General features: G+C 45.7%; 15 protein-coding genes. 14 read left to right on the forward strand and 1 reads right to left on the reverse strand.

The genetic code is table 11. The features are described 5' to 3' along the window. Positions 1-109: 109 nt before the first annotated feature. The 7 genes from ispE (at position 110) to WBS51_RS06030 (ending at position 6,984) form a co-directional block, all read left to right on the forward strand. On the forward strand, positions 110-982 hold the full coding sequence (gene ispE, locus WBS51_RS06000) for a 4-(cytidine 5'-diphospho)-2-C-methyl-D-erythritol kinase (RefSeq protein WP_173749039.1): 873 nt from the start codon (positions 110-112) through the stop codon (positions 980-982). A gap of 1 nt (position 983) precedes the next feature. Further along, positions 984-1,643: a GntR family transcriptional regulator gene (locus tag WBS51_RS06005; RefSeq protein WP_173749040.1), complete on the forward strand. Its 660-nt coding sequence runs from the start codon at positions 984-986 to the stop codon at positions 1,641-1,643. A gap of 122 nt (positions 1,644-1,765) precedes the next feature. Next, positions 1,766-3,259 (forward strand): spore germination protein, encoded by a 1,494-nt coding sequence (locus WBS51_RS06010; protein WP_173749041.1) that lies wholly within the window; start codon positions 1,766-1,768, stop codon positions 3,257-3,259. A 1-nt stretch (position 3,260) separates the two neighbouring features. Then, positions 3,261-4,919: a GerAB/ArcD/ProY family transporter gene (locus WBS51_RS06015; protein ID WP_173749042.1), complete on the forward strand. Its 1,659-nt coding sequence runs from the start codon at positions 3,261-3,263 to the stop codon at positions 4,917-4,919. Between the two features lie 26 nt (positions 4,920-4,945). Next, positions 4,946-5,644, forward strand: coding sequence for a stage II sporulation protein R (gene spoIIR / locus WBS51_RS06020; protein WP_173749043.1), 699 nt, complete (start codon positions 4,946-4,948; stop codon positions 5,642-5,644). A gap of 63 nt (positions 5,645-5,707) precedes the next feature. Then, positions 5,708-6,529, forward strand: a complete 822-nt coding sequence (gene murI, locus WBS51_RS06025; RefSeq protein ID WP_173749044.1) for a glutamate racemase — start codon at positions 5,708-5,710, stop codon at positions 6,527-6,529. A 2-nt stretch (positions 6,530-6,531) separates the two neighbouring features. Beyond that, positions 6,532-6,984, forward strand: a complete 453-nt coding sequence (locus WBS51_RS06030) for a YwiB family protein (RefSeq protein WP_173749045.1) — start codon at positions 6,532-6,534, stop codon at positions 6,982-6,984. Positions 6,985-7,040: 56 nt separating this feature from the next. Here the strand turns inward: WBS51_RS06030 and WBS51_RS06035 are convergent, their stop codons facing one another. Then, positions 7,041-7,499, reverse strand: coding sequence for a hypothetical protein (locus WBS51_RS06035; RefSeq protein WP_173749046.1), 459 nt, complete (start codon positions 7,497-7,499; stop codon positions 7,041-7,043). A gap of 159 nt (positions 7,500-7,658) precedes the next feature. Here WBS51_RS06035 and tig point away from each other — a divergent pair, with 159 nt between their 5' ends. From tig to WBS51_RS06070, 7 genes are all read left to right on the forward strand, one after another. Further along, entirely contained in the window at positions 7,659-8,804 is a 1,146-nt protein-coding gene (tig, locus tag WBS51_RS06040) for a trigger factor (RefSeq protein WP_294459381.1), read from the forward strand. 3 nt (positions 8,805-8,807) lie between these two features. Continuing rightward, positions 8,808-10,910 (forward strand): penicillin-binding transpeptidase domain-containing protein, encoded by a 2,103-nt coding sequence (locus WBS51_RS06045; protein WP_173749048.1) that lies wholly within the window; start codon positions 8,808-8,810, stop codon positions 10,908-10,910. 142 nt (positions 10,911-11,052) lie between these two features. Next, on the forward strand, positions 11,053-11,634 hold the full coding sequence (locus tag WBS51_RS06050) for a TetR/AcrR family transcriptional regulator (RefSeq protein WP_173749049.1): 582 nt from the start codon (positions 11,053-11,055) through the stop codon (positions 11,632-11,634). A 13-nt stretch (positions 11,635-11,647) separates the two neighbouring features. Further along, positions 11,648-13,012: an alpha-amylase family glycosyl hydrolase gene (locus tag WBS51_RS06055; RefSeq protein WP_173749085.1), complete on the forward strand. Its 1,365-nt coding sequence runs from the start codon at positions 11,648-11,650 to the stop codon at positions 13,010-13,012. A gap of 28 nt (positions 13,013-13,040) precedes the next feature. After that, positions 13,041-14,945, forward strand: coding sequence for a 1,4-alpha-glucan branching protein GlgB (glgB, locus tag WBS51_RS06060; protein ID WP_173749050.1), 1,905 nt, complete (start codon positions 13,041-13,043; stop codon positions 14,943-14,945). 291 nt (positions 14,946-15,236) lie between these two features. After that, entirely contained in the window at positions 15,237-16,004 is a 768-nt protein-coding gene (locus tag WBS51_RS06065; protein ID WP_173749051.1) for a PP2C family protein-serine/threonine phosphatase, read from the forward strand. A 10-nt stretch (positions 16,005-16,014) separates the two neighbouring features. Next, positions 16,015-17,811 (forward strand): serine/threonine protein kinase, encoded by a 1,797-nt coding sequence (locus WBS51_RS06070; RefSeq protein WP_173749052.1) that lies wholly within the window; start codon positions 16,015-16,017, stop codon positions 17,809-17,811. Positions 17,812-17,919: the final 108 nt, after the last annotated feature.

Consider the following 17,919-nt stretch of genomic DNA (forward strand, 5'->3'; position numbering starts at 1 on the left):
TCCACTTTTTCAGATAGAATAGAGTGTACTAAAACGGATACAATATACAATATCGTTATTTTGCTTCAGCATATTGTATACGAAATACAAGATTGCGGGAGGAACACACATGAGACTGAGAGCACTTGCAAAGATTAATCTTGGTCTGGACGTTCTGCGCAGAAGAGAAGACGGATACCACGAACTGCGCATGATTATGCAGACTATTAATATGTATGACCAGTTAGATATGGAAATCAGCCGGAAACCTGGCATCAAGATTACCACAAACCTGCCTTTTGTGCCGGTAAACGAAAACAATCTGGTGCACAAGGCGGCAAAGCTTTTGATGGATGAGTTTGACATTCAAGAGGGACTTACCGTAGATTTGCAGAAGTTTATTCCTGTAGCGGCAGGTATGGCAGGAGGAAGTTCCGATGCAGCGGCGGCTATGATTGGGGTCAACCGTCTGTTTCATCTGGGGCTGTCTGTAAAGGAATTAATGGAGCGAGGCGTAAAAATCGGGGCAGACGTACCGTATTGTCTGTTAAGAGGAACTGCACTGGCAGAAGGAATCGGAGATAAATTAAGGGCGCTTCCGGCCTGTCCGGACTGCTACGTTTTAATCGGAAAGCCGGGCATTAGCGTATCAACTAAATTTGTCTATGAAAATCTTCATGCAAACCAGCTGGAATATCATCCGCCTATTGACGAAATGCTGGAAGCAATTCAGTGGCACAATCTGAATAAAATCGCTGACCTCATGGGAAATGTACTGGAAACGGTTACCATTCCCCATTATCCTGTTATAGAGGAAATTAAAAACCATATGAAAGACCATGGAGCTTTAAATGCCATGATGAGCGGAAGCGGTCCTACGGTGTTTGGTCTGTTTGATGATAAGAAACTGGCGGAGCATGCCTGCGAGGCATTAAGAGAAAGCCATCTTGCACGAACTGTTTTTCTGACAACAGTGTTTAATAACGGCGGAAGGAGGAAATAAAATGGAATTGGAAATGCATATGGACGAATATCTCCCTTTGCGGGATGTTGTCTTTAATACACTGCGAAGAGCGATTTTAAAAGGCGAATTAAAGCCGGGGGAAAGGCTGATGGAAATTACCCTGGCAGACCAGTTGGGTGTCAGCCGCACCCCAATTCGGGAGGCCATTCGTAAGCTGGAACTGGAGGGGCTGGTGGTTATGGCACCCAGAAAAGGGGCGAAAGTGGCGTCCATTACAGAACGGGATTTAAATGATGTGCTGGAGGTGCGTAAAGGCATGGAGGTGCTTGCTATCTCTCTTGCCTGCGAGCGGATTACCAGAGAAGAGATGGAGAAACTGGAAGAAATTGAGAGCCGGTTTCAGAATCTGATTGAGGAAGGAAATCTGACAGAACTGGCGGAAGTGGATGTGGAATTTCACGACACTATTTACAATGCCACAAATAATAAAAGACTGGTGCAGCTTTTGAATAACCTGCGGGAACAGATGTATCGTTACCGCATGGAATACCTGAAGGATATTGCAGTAAGAAGAACCCTGGCAGAGGAGCACCGTTCTATCTGTGAGGCTTTAAGAGCACGGGACGAGAAAAAGGCTCTGGACTACATCAAAGTGCATATCGACAACCAGCAGAAAGCCATTATCCGCAGCCTGAATTAGGAATAGACAGAGAGACAGGCAGGAATAGAATAGAAAGATTGCGGGATACTAAAAGGGAGGTGAAAGCCTCTCTTTTTTGTTGCTTAAAAATTCGACAGAATATAATATTCAGGAGGAAGGGCATGGACTGCAAGATTTCGACTCATATAGAAGAAAATGAAACCTACGTCAGAAGCAGGCTGTACAATTGTGACGACTGTATTATACGTCCCATGATTTTGGGAGAGGAGAAAAAAATCAGGTGTCTGGTGGTTTATATAGAAGTGGCTGTCAGCAACATGATGCTGGAAGATTCCGTCATTGGAAAACTGGTGAACCATATGTGGGAAATGCCCGCGGAGGAGATTCTGCAGTTTGTGAAGGATAATGGAATGGGAATTTCTGACGTACAGCCATTGGATACCATGGACGCGGCGTTTGCTTCTATGCTGGCAGGTAATGCGGTTTTCTTTCTGGACGGGTATGCCAGAGCCATCAAGGTATCCAGCAAGGGGTATCCCAACCTGTCTGTGGCAGAGGCTTCCAGAGAAAAAGTTTTAAGGGGCTCTAAGGAAGGGTTTACAGATGCGGTGAAGACGAATTCCGCCCTGGTAAGGAAACGGATTCGGGATACCAGGTTAAAGGTGAAACAGAAAACACTTGGGGAAAGAAGTCAGACTTTGGTGCAGCTTTTGTACATGGAGGACTTGGTGCGGCCGGAACTTCTGCAGGATATAGAAGACAGGCTGGACTCTTTTGTCATTGACGGTGTGCTGGATTCCGGAGTGATTGAGCAGCTTACTGAGGAAAGCTGGATTTCGCCTTTTCCTCAGTTTCAAACCACAGAGCGGCCGGATAAGTGTGCAGCTGAAATTTTAAACGGAAGGATTCTGCTCTTGTGCGACCATTCCCCTATTGGTATGCTGCTTCCGGCGGCGTTTGGCGATTTCCTGCAGGTCAGCGAAGACCATTATAACCGCTTTGAAATCGTATCTCTGCAGCGGCTTATCCGGTATGCGGCAGTGTTTTTTACCCTGCTGTTTTCCGGCACTTATCTGGCTGTGACGAATTTTCATACTCAGGTGCTGCCAGCCAGCCTGATTCTGTCTTTTTCAGAGGCGCGGCAGGGAGTTCCCTTTCCCGGTGTACTGGAAATTTTGTTTATGGAAATTGCTTTTGAGACCATTCGTGAGGCGGGGGTGCGTATGCCGGGTCCTCTGGGAGGAACCATTGGCATTGTCGGCGGTCTGATTGTGGGGCAGGCGGCAGTGGAGGCTAATCTGGTCAGCCCCATTGTAGTGGTCGTGGTGGCTGTGACGGCGCTTTGTTCTCTGGCTATTCCCAACGAGGAATTTTCTGCGCCATTCAGACTTTTGAAGTTTGGCTTTATTTTGCTGGGAGGAATGCTGGGAGTGTTTGGAATCCTTCTGGGGCTGTATCTTACTGCCAGTCATCTGGCCGGGTTAAAAAGCTTTGGAATTCCGTATCTGACGCCTTTTGCAGCACAGACAAAGGCAGGATACAGAGGAGAAGGAGACAGCGTGATTCGTGCGCCTTTCCGCTTTTTGACCAGAAGGCCCCTTTACGCACAGAGAAATCAGAAGGTACGGCTTCGCATGGAGAAAGGGGGAAAATGAGATGTTTGCAGACAATGCGCAGATTTCCCACAGACAGCTTTTCAGACAGATTCTTTTAGGACTTTCGGGAATTTATTTTCTGACAGTTCCGGTTTGCGGGGAATTAAGGGGAAGACAGGGAATGCTCTCCCTTCTTGGGGGTATGGTTCTGTATTTGTTTTTATGCATTTATTTTATCCGTCTTAAGACCGTCTTTCGCAGCCCTCTGCAGTATATGGGGAAAACAGCAGGTCGTATTTTTATTCTTCTGTATTTGTCCTGGATGTGGTTTGCAGGGGTGTATCTTCTGCTTCTGATTGCCCGGATTACGGATCGTTTTCTTATAGAAGGGAGCGTACCCTGGGTTGTGATTGGACTGGCCGGGGCTGCAGCGTATCTGGGAAGTCATCAGGGGCTGGAGAGGCGGGGGAGAATGGCAGAAGTGTGTTTTCCCGTTGTTATGGTCATTTTAGTGGGGATGCTGCTTTTGGGAATTCTCCGCATGAAACCGGAGTATTTAAGAGAAATGGGACCTTTGAGTCTGAAAGGCTGGCTGAAAGGAACGTATGAGGTGTGCTGTCTGTTTCTGCCTTTTGTTTTTTTGCCGGTGGCTTTGGGAAATGTGAAAAAACCGGGGGAGACCGGACGGGTTATGGGCAGTGCAGTCATGATAATTACAGGCCTGCAGATACTGGGACTTCTGCTTTTGCAGGGCAGTTTTGGACTGGGGGGATATGAGCATAAGGAATATCCGGTGATTGATTTTATGTCCGGTATCCGTATACCTGGTGACTTTCTGGAGAGAGTGGATATTTTCTGGCTGGCAGCTGTACTGTTCAGCGTACTTTTCGCTTTGGGCAGTGTATTTTTCTATAATCATGAACTGCTGGTACGGGTAAAAATGGAAAAGACGGCATGGATTGCAGCAGGAGGCATTGTTTTTGCCGCTCTGGTATGTCAGAAAGAAGAAGTTTCTCCGGACTTTTTTTGGAATGTGACAGCCGGAATTTACGGCCCTCTGTTTCTGCTCCTGCTTTTGTTCGGTGCAGGTTCCGCCCGGAAGAAGAAAGCGCTGGCTGCCTTGCTGGCCCTTATCTTTTTGCCCCTGACTGCCTGTGGTGTCTCTCTGGAAAGCAGGGTGTTTCCCCTTGCCATAAGTGCAGATTATCAAAAGGGACAGTATGAACTTATTTACGGAATTCCCGGTCTTACCCAGATAACCGGGCAGGATAAGAAATCCACAGAGGACAGTCAGGCACAGGCAGTTGCCTATAAGGGAAAAGAGCCAAAAGAAGCAGAGAAAAATTTTAATAAAAATCAGGAAAACTATCTGGACATGGGACATTTGAAAGTGCTGATTCTGGGGAAAGGGATTCTGCAGGAGAAGGAAGCGTTGGAGGAATTTTTGCAGTATTTGGAAGAAAAACCGGCTGTGGCGGGAAATCTTTACGTCTTTGCCTGTGACAAGCCGGAAGAGCTGATGAGTCTGGACAGTCAGAACACAGATTCCGTGGGTGAATATCTTACAGGAATTCTGGAAAACAATCTGGAGGGAAAACCAAAGGATGCAGTTACTTTACAGGATTTGTATAATGCATGGCACAGAGAAGAGGAATTCCCCCGGCTCCCCATTGCAGAGGTGGTGAATAAAAGGCCGCAAATCCGTCAATACTCCTGGTGAAATCAAAACCGGGAGGTACATAGAACATGGACGGGAAAAAAGACTGGAAAGATAGATGGACAGACAGACTGGCAAACCGGAAAGCCGTGCTGAATGCAGTGTTGGTTAGTCTGGCGGGTGTGTTGTTTCTGACGGGAATTTACCTGGTGCACTTAAAACGGGAAAACAGAGAAATACGCCAGCGGTTGGAGCGGGAAATTCAGCAGGGCATTGCAGGAGAGGTGTTCCGCTTTCATGTGGTGGCCAACAGCGACCGGGAGGAAGACCAGGAAGTAAAATTAAAGGTAAAAACAGAAATTACGGAATATCTGGAGGAATTGCTTCCGGAGGAGACGAATCTGGAAAAGACAAAAGAAGCAGTTCTGACCCATTTGCCGGAAATAGAAGACAGAGCAGAGAAGGTGATGAACCGTGAGGGCTTTGATTATGAGGCCCAGGCTGTGGTGGAGAAAACCTGGTTTCCGGAGAAAACTTATGGGGACTGTACTTTTCCTGCCGGAGAATATGAAGCTTTGAATCTGCGGCTTGGAAAGGCTCAGGGGCATAACTGGTGGTGTATTCTGTATCCGTCTCTTTGCTTTATTGATGAGACTTACGGTGTGGTAACAGAAGATAAGAAGGAAGAGCTGAAGGACGTGCTGACAGAGGAAGAATTCCTGGAAATTTTAAAAGACCCGGAGAAAAAAGAAAAGGTGCGCATTGGATTTCGGTGGTTTTCATCTTGAAATCTGTCTCTGTAAAGGGTACAATGGAAACTAAACGAGAAAATGACAGGTAAGAGGTATCCTATGAATCAGAGAAAAGATGCGCCCATTGGTGTTTTCGACTCCGGTGTGGGCGGATTAACAGTGGCAAGGGAGATTATGCGAAATCTTCCCCACGAAAGAATTGTATATTTCGGAGATACGGCAAGAGTACCTTACGGCAGCAAGTCCAGGGAGACGGTTATCCGCTATTCCAGACAGATTGTCCGTTTTTTAAAGACACAGGAAGTAAAAGCCATTGTAGTGGCGTGTAATACCGCAAGTGCATTGGCACTGGAAACTATTCAGCAGGAAACAGATATTCCCATGCTGGGGGTGGTAGAGCCGGGAGCCAGAGTAGCAGCGAAAACCACAAGAAATAAGAAAATCGGACTTATCGGCACCCGGGCAACAGTGAAGTCCGATTTATATCGTACCATGATTCAGAAGACAGATCCGCAGATTCAGGTTATTGGTCAGGCATGTCCCCTGTTTGTGCCTCTGGTAGAGGAGGGGTGGCTGAAAGATTCCGTGACCATAGAGGTAGCCAGACGGTATTTGAAGCCTTTGCTGGAGCAGGATATTGATACCCTGATTTTGGGCTGTACCCATTATCCCCTTCTGCGTTCCATGTTAAGGGGTCTGGTAGGAGATAAGGTAACACTGGTAAATCCTGCATATGAAACAGCCAGAGAACTGGGACGGCTTCTAGAGGAAAAGGGACTGGAAAATGAAGGACGGGCAGAGGAAGAATTTCCTTATCGTTTCTTTGTAAGCGATGAAGAAGCGTATTTTCAGGAATTTGCCAATTCCATTCTGCCTTATGATGTAAAAATGACAAAGCAGATAAATATTGAGGAGTATTAATCATGACAAAAGATGTGTTGGTTACGGTAAAGGGACTGCAGAGCATAGAGGCAGGAGAACCGGAAGAAGTAGAAATGATATCCAGAGGAGATTATTACTACAAGAACGGACATCATTATATTTTCTTTGATGAAGTAGTAGAAGGCTTTACGGAAAGTACGCGAAACAGTATAAAAGTATCAGACAACAGTGTAGAGGTTAAGAAAAAGGGACTGACCAATGTGCAGATGATTTTTGAAGAAAACAAGAAGAACCTTACCTATTATGCCACACCTTTCGGAAATCTGCAGATGGGCATTGCTGCCACAAAGATTGATGTGAAAGAACAGGAAAAAAGTCTGGATATTTCTATTGATTATGCATTGGAAATTAATGCAGAGCATGCGGCGGACTGCCGGATTTGTGTGAATGTGAGACAAAAGGACGCGGGAGAGTTTTCGCTTTGCGGGAATTAAAAAATATCCCACCAAACCAGATGAAAGTTTGCTCCGGTTTGGTGGGATATTTTTTATTATTTGCCTTTGCTCATATTCACAGCTTTGTCCTTCATGCGGGCGAACCAGCCTTTTTTCTTAGCCGGCGGTGTCAGTGCGCCGCGCAGACCTCTGACGCCAATGATGTAAATACCGCTTACATCTGCCTTGACTTCTTTCTTTACAGGAATTAAATCATAAATAGACTCGTCTGCAACTAAAGTCATAATCTTTGGTCCGATTTTCGCCTTTACAATCGGCAATTTGGAACGTCTCATCAGCTTCGGCGTCTGGTCAATGACCATCTGCGGAAGACCGGATTGTTTAATAGGCAGCCGCTTTTTGTCGATAATCAGCATAGAGATTGTCTGCTTTGCCGCCTCCATCTGTTCCTGCTGTGCTTCCTGTTTCTTCTGTGCTTTCTTTCCCAGAAAATATAGAACAACAAGCCCAATGACTAAAATGATTAAAATAATCAGCAATATTGTTCCAGCCATTTGCGTTGACCCTCCTACTGTTTCTATTTCAATAAATTCACACTTTAGTTATTCTATCATTCTTTCAGGGAAAAGGCAACTGAAAAGTTGACGCACGCAGGGACTTTGTGGCATAATTGCTTTTGTAGAGAGAAACAGAACAGAGAGGAAAATATAAATATGAAGAAAAAAATGGTAATCCTTCTGCTTACCCTTGGTATTCTGGGAATGGCAGCCGGTTGTGGAGACAAAAAAGCCGATACAGACAAGAAAGAAGAGACAGCAGAAGAATTTGTTCTGACAAATGACGACGGAAAAGTAGTGGCTGTAGATGTGGAAAATCTGGAAGACTATATCACATTAGGAGAATACAAGAATCTGACCGTGGAGGAGAGTCCCAAGACAGAAATCTCGGACGAAGATGTGGATTCCAGCATTCATTATATGCTGCTGAACCAGTATGAACAGGTGGAAGTTACGGAGGACAGAGCTGTACAGAAGGAAGACACGGTAAATATCGACTATACCGGCTATATGGACGGCGAAGAGTTTGAAGGCGGTTCTGCAACCGGAGACGACTTGCTGATTGGTTCCGGCTCTTTTATCAGCGGTTTTGAGGACGGGCTTATCGGACACAAAAAGGGCGAAGAAGTTACTCTGGATTTGACTTTCCCAGAGGATTATCAAAACGAGGAAATGCAGGGAAAAGCCGTACAGTTTAAGGTAAAAATCAATAAAATTTCCCAGGCCCCGGAACTGATCGACGAATGGGTGGCGGCAAACACGGATTATAAGACTGTGGAAGAATATAAGGCAGCCCAGAAGGAACTGATGCAGAAGAGTGCAGATGCAGATTATGAAAGTCAGGTGAAATCCGACTTGTTCTCCCTTGTTGTGGACGACACAGAGTTTAAAGACTATCCGGAAGATTTGTTGAAGGACACAAAAGAGAAAGTGAGAGAGCAGTTGGATTCCATGTATCAGGCCCAGGTTGGCATCAGTCTGGACGATTACATCAAACAGCAGGGTATTTCTGAGGAAGATGAGGACAAAGCCCTGACTGAGCAGGCACAGAATTATCTGAAACAGAATCTGGTGGTGCAGGGGATCCTCAATGCAGAAGGCATTGAAATGACGGAAAAAGACTATGAGGAAGAAGTGGAAAAATTTGCACAACTCAGCGGTTTTCCGGATGCCAAAACCATGCAGAGTTATTATTCTGACCAGAGTGTAATTAAGGAAAGTGTACTTTGGAATCGTGCGTGTGATGTTCTGATGGAAACGGCTACTGTAAATGTAAAGGAAGCAGAAACAGGAGATGAGTAATCTATGGCAAAGAAAAAGGGTTCAAAGGTCAGAAAGAAAAGACACCTGCTGATACTGGAAATCGGGGGAGTTGCCGTACTGGCGGCTCTTGTGGCGGGTCTTGTTCTGTACAGAAACGTTTTTTCGGATACAAGAGATGCAGTTTTGGAAGAGTATATGGGGCTGATTGAAAAGAAGGAATACGAAAAAATGTATGACCTTCTGGATACGGCTTCACAGGAAAGTGTGCACAAAGAGGATTTTATCACCAGAAACAAGAATATTTACGAAGGTATTGAGGCAAAAGATATTACGCTGGACATTGCAGAAGAACAGGACACCAGCCAGCCTTTATCCTATCGCGTTACTATGGAAACCCTGGCTGGGGAAGTGACTTATGACGGAAATACCTTTTTTGAAAAAGAAAAGGGAACATGGCGTATTGTATGGGACGATTCCATGATTTTCCCGGATTTGGGAAAAGAGGATAAAGTCAGTGTGACTTCCCTGGAAGCAAAGCGGGGCAGTATTTATGACCGCAATGGCGTACTTCTGGCCGGACAGGGAACGGTGCAGTCAGTTGGTCTGGTGCCGGGGAAAATGAATGTGCAGGCAGAGGAAGATATCCAGGGAATTGCCGCTATTTTGGGCACGACGCAGGAAAATATAGAAACGCAGCTTGCAGCTTCCTGGGTGAAAGAAGACAGCTTTGTGCCGTTAAAGGAAATGACACAAACCCAGCTTGACGAGCCTTACACCAGTCCGGAAGGAATTGCCACAGGCGCCAGTATACAGGATAAGCTGCTGGAGTATCCGGGCGTATTGATTACAGAGGCGGAAAGCAGAGTGTATCCTTACGGGGAAAGCACGTCCCATCTGTTGGGGTATGTGCAGCAGATTAATGCAGAAGAACTGGAAGAGATGAAAGACAAAGGCTATGATGAACAGAGTGTCGTTGGCAAGAGCGGTCTGGAAAAACTCTATGAGGACCGTTTGAGAGCAAAAGAGGGGTACAAAATTTCCATTCTGGATTCTCAGGGGAATGAGAAGACGGCTCTGGCTATGAAACCGGCCGAAGATGGCGAGGAAATCCATCTGACCATTGACATTCAGTGGCAGCAGAAGCTGTATGACGCATACAAAGAGGACAAAAGCTGTTCCGTGGTTATGAATCCCAAGTCCGGCGAGGTGCTGGCATTGGTTTCCACGCCATCTTTTAACAGCATGGATTTTGTGCTGGGCATTTCTCAGACGAAATGGGATGAACTGAACAACAATCCGGACAAACCTATGTACAACAGGGTCAGGGAAACCTGGGCGCCGGGTTCCTCTTTTAAACCGGTGACAGGAGCCGTGGGACTTACCACCGGGGCGTTTACGGCAGAGGAAGATTTCGGCGCCAGCGGATTATCCTGGCAGAAAGATGAAAGCTGGGGAAATTATAAGGTGACAACCCTGCACGAATACAATGGCGCGGTGCTGAAAAATGCACTGATTTATTCGGATAATATTTATTTTGCCAAGGCGGCTCTGAAAATCGGGGCAGATACCTTTGCAAAACAGCTGGATAAACTGGGATTCGGACAGGATATTCCTTTCGATATCGGCATGACATCCTCTCAGTATTCCAACGGGGATACTTTTGAGACAGAGGTGCAGCTGGCGGACAGCGGCTATGGACAGGGTCAGGTGCTGGTAAATCCCCTTCATCTGGCTTGTATCTATTCGGCATTTTTTAATGAGGGAAATATGATTTCGCCTTATCTGGAATACCAGGAAGGCAAGAACCCTTCTTACTGGGTGGAAAATGCGTTTACACCGGAAGCGGCGGCTACTATTTATGAGGACTTAAAAGAAGTGGTAAGCAATCCGGAGGGAACCGGACACAGCGCTGCACAGGTGGCAGGCGTGGCTCTTGCAGGAAAAACAGGAACTGCAGAAATCAAGGAATCCCAGGAGGATAAAGACGGAACAGAACTGGGCTGGTTCGCTGTGTATAACACAGAAGGTCTGGACGGTCAAACTGTGCTGATGCTGAACATGGTAGAAGACGTGAAAGGCAGAGGCGGCAGCGGCTATGTGGTAAACAAAGACGTGGAGGTCTGGAACCAGGTTCTGGCAGAATAGAAAGCAAGTAAATGAAAGAAGCAGTTATATGAGGCCGGGAGAAATCCCGGCCTTTTAAAATGAACAGTTGATTTCTATTATACCGATTGGTATAATAAAGGCAGAGGCTTTAAGAATACGGAGTACAAAGGTGGTGACCATTATGGACAACAGGGCGGAAATCCTGAATGCAGCTCTGGATTTATTTCATGCCAGGGGCTATGACGCTGTGGGAGTACAGGAGATTGTAGAGCGGGCAGGCGTTACCAAACCGACCCTCTACTATTATTTCGGAAGTAAGCTGGGACTGTTGAAAAGTCTGTTGGAAACCGGCTACCAGATATTAGAGGCCGGTGTGCTGGAAGCGTCCAGGACAAAGGCGGGACTGCCGGAGGTCTTATATCAGGTGGCGAGAGTCTTTTTTGACTTTGCGGCTGCACATGAGAAATTTTACCTGTTTATGCTGTCGCTGTTTTATTCGGGAAGAGAGAACGAGGCCTTTCAGGCTGTTTCTCCTTTTATTGAAAGCTATTATAAAATTATTGTCGGCATTTTTGAAAATGCATCTTCCCAGCTGGGAAATATGCGGGGAAGGCAGCGGCTGTTTGCGGTGGGCTTTACAGGAATTTTGAATCACCATATTATGACTGTAAGTTATGGACTTTCAGAAGAGGAAAAGTTTGAAATATCCAACGAAACCACTTATGAGATTGTGCGCCAGTTCTTATACGGAATTTATTCATAGGCAGGAGGGAGTTATTATGGCATGGTATGAAGATGCGGTGTTTTATCATATGTATCCAATCGGGATGACAGGTGCACCGAGAGAAAACAGAGAAGAAGGGGTGGTGCACCGGTTTGAAGAACTGGACAAATGGATTCCCCATGTGGCAGATATGGGATGTACAGCTATTTATATAGGACCGCTGTTTGAGTCCAGTACCCATGGCTATGATACCAGAGATTACAAAACAGTGGACCGCAGACTGGGGGACAATGAGGATTTCAAACGCTTTGTAAAGAAAGCCCATGAGGCCGGAATCAAGGTTGTTGTAGACGGCGTGTTCAATCACACGGGAAGAGAATTCTTTGCTTTTCAGGATATACAGAAAAACAGAGAAAATTCCCCTTACTGCAGCTGGTATAAGGGTGTAAACTTTGGATGGAACAGCCCTTATAATGACGGTTTTGGCTATGAAGCCTGGAGAAACTGTTTTGAACTGGTGAACTTGAATCTATGGGAACCGGCTGTGCGGGAATACCTGTTGGGAGTCATTGATTTCTGGATCGATACGTTTGACATTGACGGTATTCGTCTGGATTGTGCAGACTGTCTGGAGTTCTCTTTTATGGAAGAAATGCGGAGAAGAACGCAGGCAAAGAAAGGGGATTTCTGGCTTATGGGCGAGGTGATTCACGGAGATTACAGCCGTTATATCCGGGACGGACAGAGTATGCTCCACAGTGTTACCAATTACGAATTGCACAAGGGCCTTTATTCCGGACACAATGACCACAATTACTTTGAAATTGCCCACACCATCCGGCGGGAATTTGACGAAAACGGGGGCATTTATAAGGGGATGAAATTGTATTCTTTTGTGGATAACCACGATGTAGACCGAATCATCAGTAAGATAAACGTAAAAGAACATATTTATCCCATTTATACCCTGCTGTTTACCCTTCCGGGAATTCCGTCTGTTTATTACGGCTCGGAGTGGGGGATTGAGGGGCGTAAAGAGGGCGGCAATGACAATCCCTTGCGGCCTGCGGCAGAGATTGAAAAAGTTCTGGAGGGGCAGAAAGATTCCCCTATTATGCATTGGTTCAAATGGCTGGGTGAGATGCACAAAACGTATCGGGAGTGTCTGGCCTACGGCAGATACCGAGAATTGCTGCTGACCAACCGGCAGTATGCGTTTGCCAGGTTTACAGACAACCAGGCACTTCTGGTTGCTGTGAATAATGATGAGCAGGAAACAGAAGTCAGTATTCCGGTTCCATTTGCGGATAAGGTTTACATAAATTTAGAGACAAAAGAGAAGGTTCCAGTGGAGAACGGAAGAGTACAGCTTAGGATAAAGCCAGCGGGAAGTATCCTGTTGGGAATCAATATTTAGAGAAAAGGTATGAAAAGGGGAAGCGTTTATGGGAAACAACATGAAGATTACAGAGCTGGACCGCTACTTGTTCGGTCAGGGAACACATTATGAAATTTATAAGCTGCTGGGGGCACATCCGGGTACGCAGAGGAAGAAAGAGGGTGTTTTCTTTGCTGTATGGGCGCCTCATGCAAAGACTGTCTCTGTTGTAGGAGATTTTAACGGCTGGAATCCGGAAGTAAATGTGATGAAATGCGATAATGATATGGGAATTTATCAGCTGTTTATTCCTAAGGTGCGGGAAGGCGATATGTATAAATACTGCATTACTACGCAGAAAGGTGAATTCTTATACAAATCCGACCCTTACGGTAATTTTTCGGAAATGCGTCCGGGCAATGCCTCTAAAGTTGTGAATCTGGAGGGATTCAAATGGGGAGACACTGCATGGATGAAAAAACGGCAGCAGTTTGACCCCCAAAAAGACGCCATGTCCATCTATGAAGTGCATCCTGGTTCCTGGAAAAAGCACCCGGGCAGACAGGAAGAGGACCCGGGCTTTTACAATTACCGGGAACTGGCTCACGCACTGGCCGATTATGTGAAAGATATGGGCTACACCCATGTAGAACTTATGGGAATTGCAGAGCACCCCTTTGACGGTTCCTGGGGATACCAGGTTACTGGATATTATGCGCCTACCTCCCGTTACGGAACGCCGGAAGATTTCCGCTATTTCGTGAATTATATGCATAAACATAAAATCGGTGTCATTCTGGACTGGGTGCCGGCACATTTCCCAAAAGATGCCCATGGACTGGCAGAATTTGACGGAATGCCGACTTATGAATACGCAGACCCCAGAAAGGGAGAGCACCCGGATTGGGGAACCAAGGTGTTCGACTATGGGAAAAATGAGGTGAAGAATTTCCTCATTGCCAATGCCTTGTTCTGGATTCAGGAATTCCATATTGACGGACTCCGGGTAGACGCAGTGGCTTCTATGCTGTATCTGGACTATGGAAGAGAAAACGGACAGTGGGTGCCAAATCAGTATGGGGAAAATAAGAATCTGGAGGCCATTGAATTTTTCCGGCACTTAAATTCAGTGGTTCTGGGAAAACACAAGGGAACCGTCATGATTGCAGAGGAATCTACGGCATGGCCTATGGTGACAGGAAAGCCGGAGGACGGCGGCCTGGGATTCAGCCTGAAATGGAACATGGGCTGGATGCACGATTTCCTGGAATACATGAAATTGGACCCGTATTTCCGCAAATATAATCATCACAAGATGACCTTTTCTACGTCCTATGCTTACAGCGAAAATTATGTGCTGGTGTTGTCTCATGATGAGGTGGTACATCTGAAATGCTCTATGATTAGCAAGATGCCGGGACTGGGACAGGACAAGTTTGAAAACCTGAAAGCAGGCTATTCTTATATGATTGGCCACCCGGGAAAAAAACTGCTGTTTATGGGACAGGACTTCGGCCAGTATCAGGAATGGAGTGAGGCCAGGGAGTTAGACTGGTATCTGCTGGGGGAAGAAAGTCACCGGAAACTTCAGAATTATGTGAAGGCTCTTCTTACCATGTATAAAAAATATCCGGCGCTGTATGCCAATGACCACAATCCACAGGGACTGGAATGGGTAAATGCCGATGACGCTTCAAGAAGTATTTACAGCTTTATCCGCTGGTCTCCTACAGGAAGAAATAACCTGTTGTTCGTGCTGAATTATACCCCTGTGGCAAGGGATGATTACCGGGTAGGTGTGCCGAAGAAAAAGCAGTATAAGCTGATTCTAAACAGCAAGGAACCGGAGTTTGGCGGAGATATCCATAAAGAACAGGTGGTGTATCGGGCTGTGAAAAAGGAATGTGACGGAAGAGAATTTTCCTTTGCGTATTCCCTGCCGGCTTATGGAGTGGCTGTATTCCAGTTCTGATTTTCCTTGGAAAATTGGAGAAAAATACAGGCTGTCGCACGAAACAGCAATCAGGAATGTATAAAGATTCTTGATATGCACTTAGTGCGACAGCCTATAAAAAATTAGCAATCCAGATAAATTGGATAAAATTACCAGTTGAAAAAAATCTGTGAGTGTGCTACGTTAGATATTACAAAGAACAAGTTCTATTGCAAGTTTGCATTGATTCTTATCAGACGGTCTGTCTGAAAAATTCCTTATTTATTTTATGAAAACATGGATTTGTGCTACAGAGAAAAGAGAGTGAAAATGAAGTATTTAACAGCGGTTCACACAGATGCGGGAGTGGGAAAGTGTACAAATCAGGACTCTGTGTTAATGGAAACAGCGGATACAGAGTATGGACAGGTCTTGTTAGGCGCAGTCTGTGACGGTATGGGGGGCCTGGCAAAAGGGGAGGTCGCCAGCGCTATCCTGGTAAAGGCATTTTCCGGTTGGTTTCACAAAGAATTTCCGGAGATTCTTTATAAGGGAATGGAAGCTGATGCCATAAGAAACAGTTGGACAAGCCTGATTTTAGAACAGAATCAGAAGATAAGCGAATATGGATTGAATTGTAATGTGAGTTTGGGAACAACCGTGGCAGTCATGCTGCTTGTGGACAACATTTATTACATTATGAATGTGGGAGATTCCAGAGTCTATTATCTGAAGGAGGGAATTACCCAGATGACCGTTGACCAGACTTTTGTACAGAGGGAAATGGATTTGGGGAGGATGACTTTGGAAGAGGCCAGAAATCATCCGAAGAGAAATGTGCTGCTGCAGTGTGTGGGAGCGAGCAGTGTCATAGAGCCTGATTTTTATGTGGGTGAGTTTGAGCGGAATTCCGTGTTCATGATGTGTTCAGATGGATTTCGCCGTGTGATTCATCCGGAGGAATTCTATGAAAGGCTAAATCCGGCGTCCATGGCCACAGAAGAGAAGATGAAAGAAAAAGCGGTGTACTTCACAGAATTAAACAAAGCAAGAAGAGAAGATGACAACATTTCTGTGGTTTTGATTCGGGCATATTAGGGGGATGACCATGCTTGAAATAGGTTCATTAGTAGATGGAAAATACAAAATACTGAATAAAATCGGTCAGGGCGGCATGAGTGTCGTTTATCTGGCCATGAATGAACGGGCAAATAAGCAGTGGGCCATTAAAGAGGTTCGTAAGGATGGGGTGAAAAACTTTGATGTGGTTAAGCAGGGGCTGACGGTAGAGACAGACCTGCTGAAAAAGCTGCATCACCCAAACCTCCCCAGTATTATTGATGTCATTGACGGGGACGGAACCTTTCTGATTGTTATGGACTATATTGAAGGGCGCCATCTGGAAAGTGTGATTCAGGAATACGGAGCTCAGAATCAGGAAGACGTTATTGAATGGGCAAAACAGCTTTGTGATGTGCTGGCTTACCTGCATTCCAGAATACAGCCTGTTATCTACAGAGATATGAAGCCCTCGAATATTATGTTGAAGCCGGATGGGAAGGTTATGCTCATTGATTTCGGAACAGCCAGGGAATTTAAGGAAACCAGTGTGGCGGATACCACCTGTCTGGGAACGCAGGGTTATGCGGCGCCGGAACAGTACGGCGGACAGGGGCAGACAGATGCCCGCACAGACATATACTGTCTGGGCGCTACGCTTTATCATCTGCTTACCGGGCACAATCCCGGTGAGCCGCCATATGAAATGTATCCCATACGGTACTGGAATCAGGATTTGTCCTCTGGCCTGGAAGAAATTATTTTGAAATGTACCCAGAAGAATCCGGAAGACCGATATCAGTCCTGTGGGGAATTGCTTTATGCCCTGGAACATTATAAGGAACTGGATGCTGCATATAAAAGAAAACAGACTTTAAAATGGAGGAGTTTTTGGTGTGTGTTTGCGCTGGCTGTTCTGGCAGGAGCAGGAGCCATGGGATTTTATCTGGCAGAAAAGAATGTGACAGCAAATACCTATGATGCATATTTAAAGGAAGCCGAAACGCTGGCCACTACAAATCCGGAAGAATGTATCGGATATTATCAGAGGGCTATTGCGTTGAACCCTATGGAAGGAAAGGCGTATGAAGAACTTTTGCATTTCTTCCTTTGGCAGAAGAATGAAGAGAGCGGCAGCAGTTCCGGCCGGGCAGTTTGTGTGTTTTCTGATACGGAAGAACAGATGATTCGGAAAGCTCTGGGTATTACCGGAGACAGAAGACGGAGCAATGAGGAATATCTGAAGGAAAACGGCGCTGCGTATAGTAAGCTTGCCTATGATTTGGGAATTGCCTATTTTTATTCCTATGACGGCACAGGAAATAAGGCGGCATCGCGGAAATGGCTGGGCATTGCTGCAGAAGCAGAACCTACGGAGAAATTAAATGAAAAGAATATTACCAGAGCGCAGAATCTCTACAAGATTGCAGAGTATTACGACAGCCTGGGTGTGCAGAATCAGGCAGGAGATTCTATGGTATCATACGCTGACTACTGGAAGGATTTGGTGAAAATTTTGGAAACAGATACCGCTTCCGGGGATAACCATGTGAATATTTTGTTGTCTTATAAAGAACTGGCTGCCTGCCTTGTTTCCAAAGCCACAGATTTTGAGAAAGCAGGGGTTACCCGAAAACAAATGGAAATCCAATTGAATAAAGCAGTTGCAATTTTAAAGGATATGGAAATTGTAAAGGGCGCGGCCAATGCGGATTATGAACAGGAAATGAAAGAGGAACTGCTGAACCATATTGCGGCAGCCGGAGAAATCGTGGAAGCTACATTTAACACATCTAATATTGCCACAGCAGAACAGGGAGGTGGAGAAGATACAGCAGCAGATTAATCTGTTTCACGGTTTGTTTTCTGTGTGTTTGGCTATCTGTATTTTCTGTTTTGCGCTGAGTATCATATTTTTCTTTCAATTTGATATTAGAAACATTTTCAATGTCCG

Source organism: Blautia acetica (genome assembly GCF_038739805.1).
GTDB lineage: Bacteria > Bacillota > Clostridia > Lachnospirales > Lachnospiraceae > Blautia.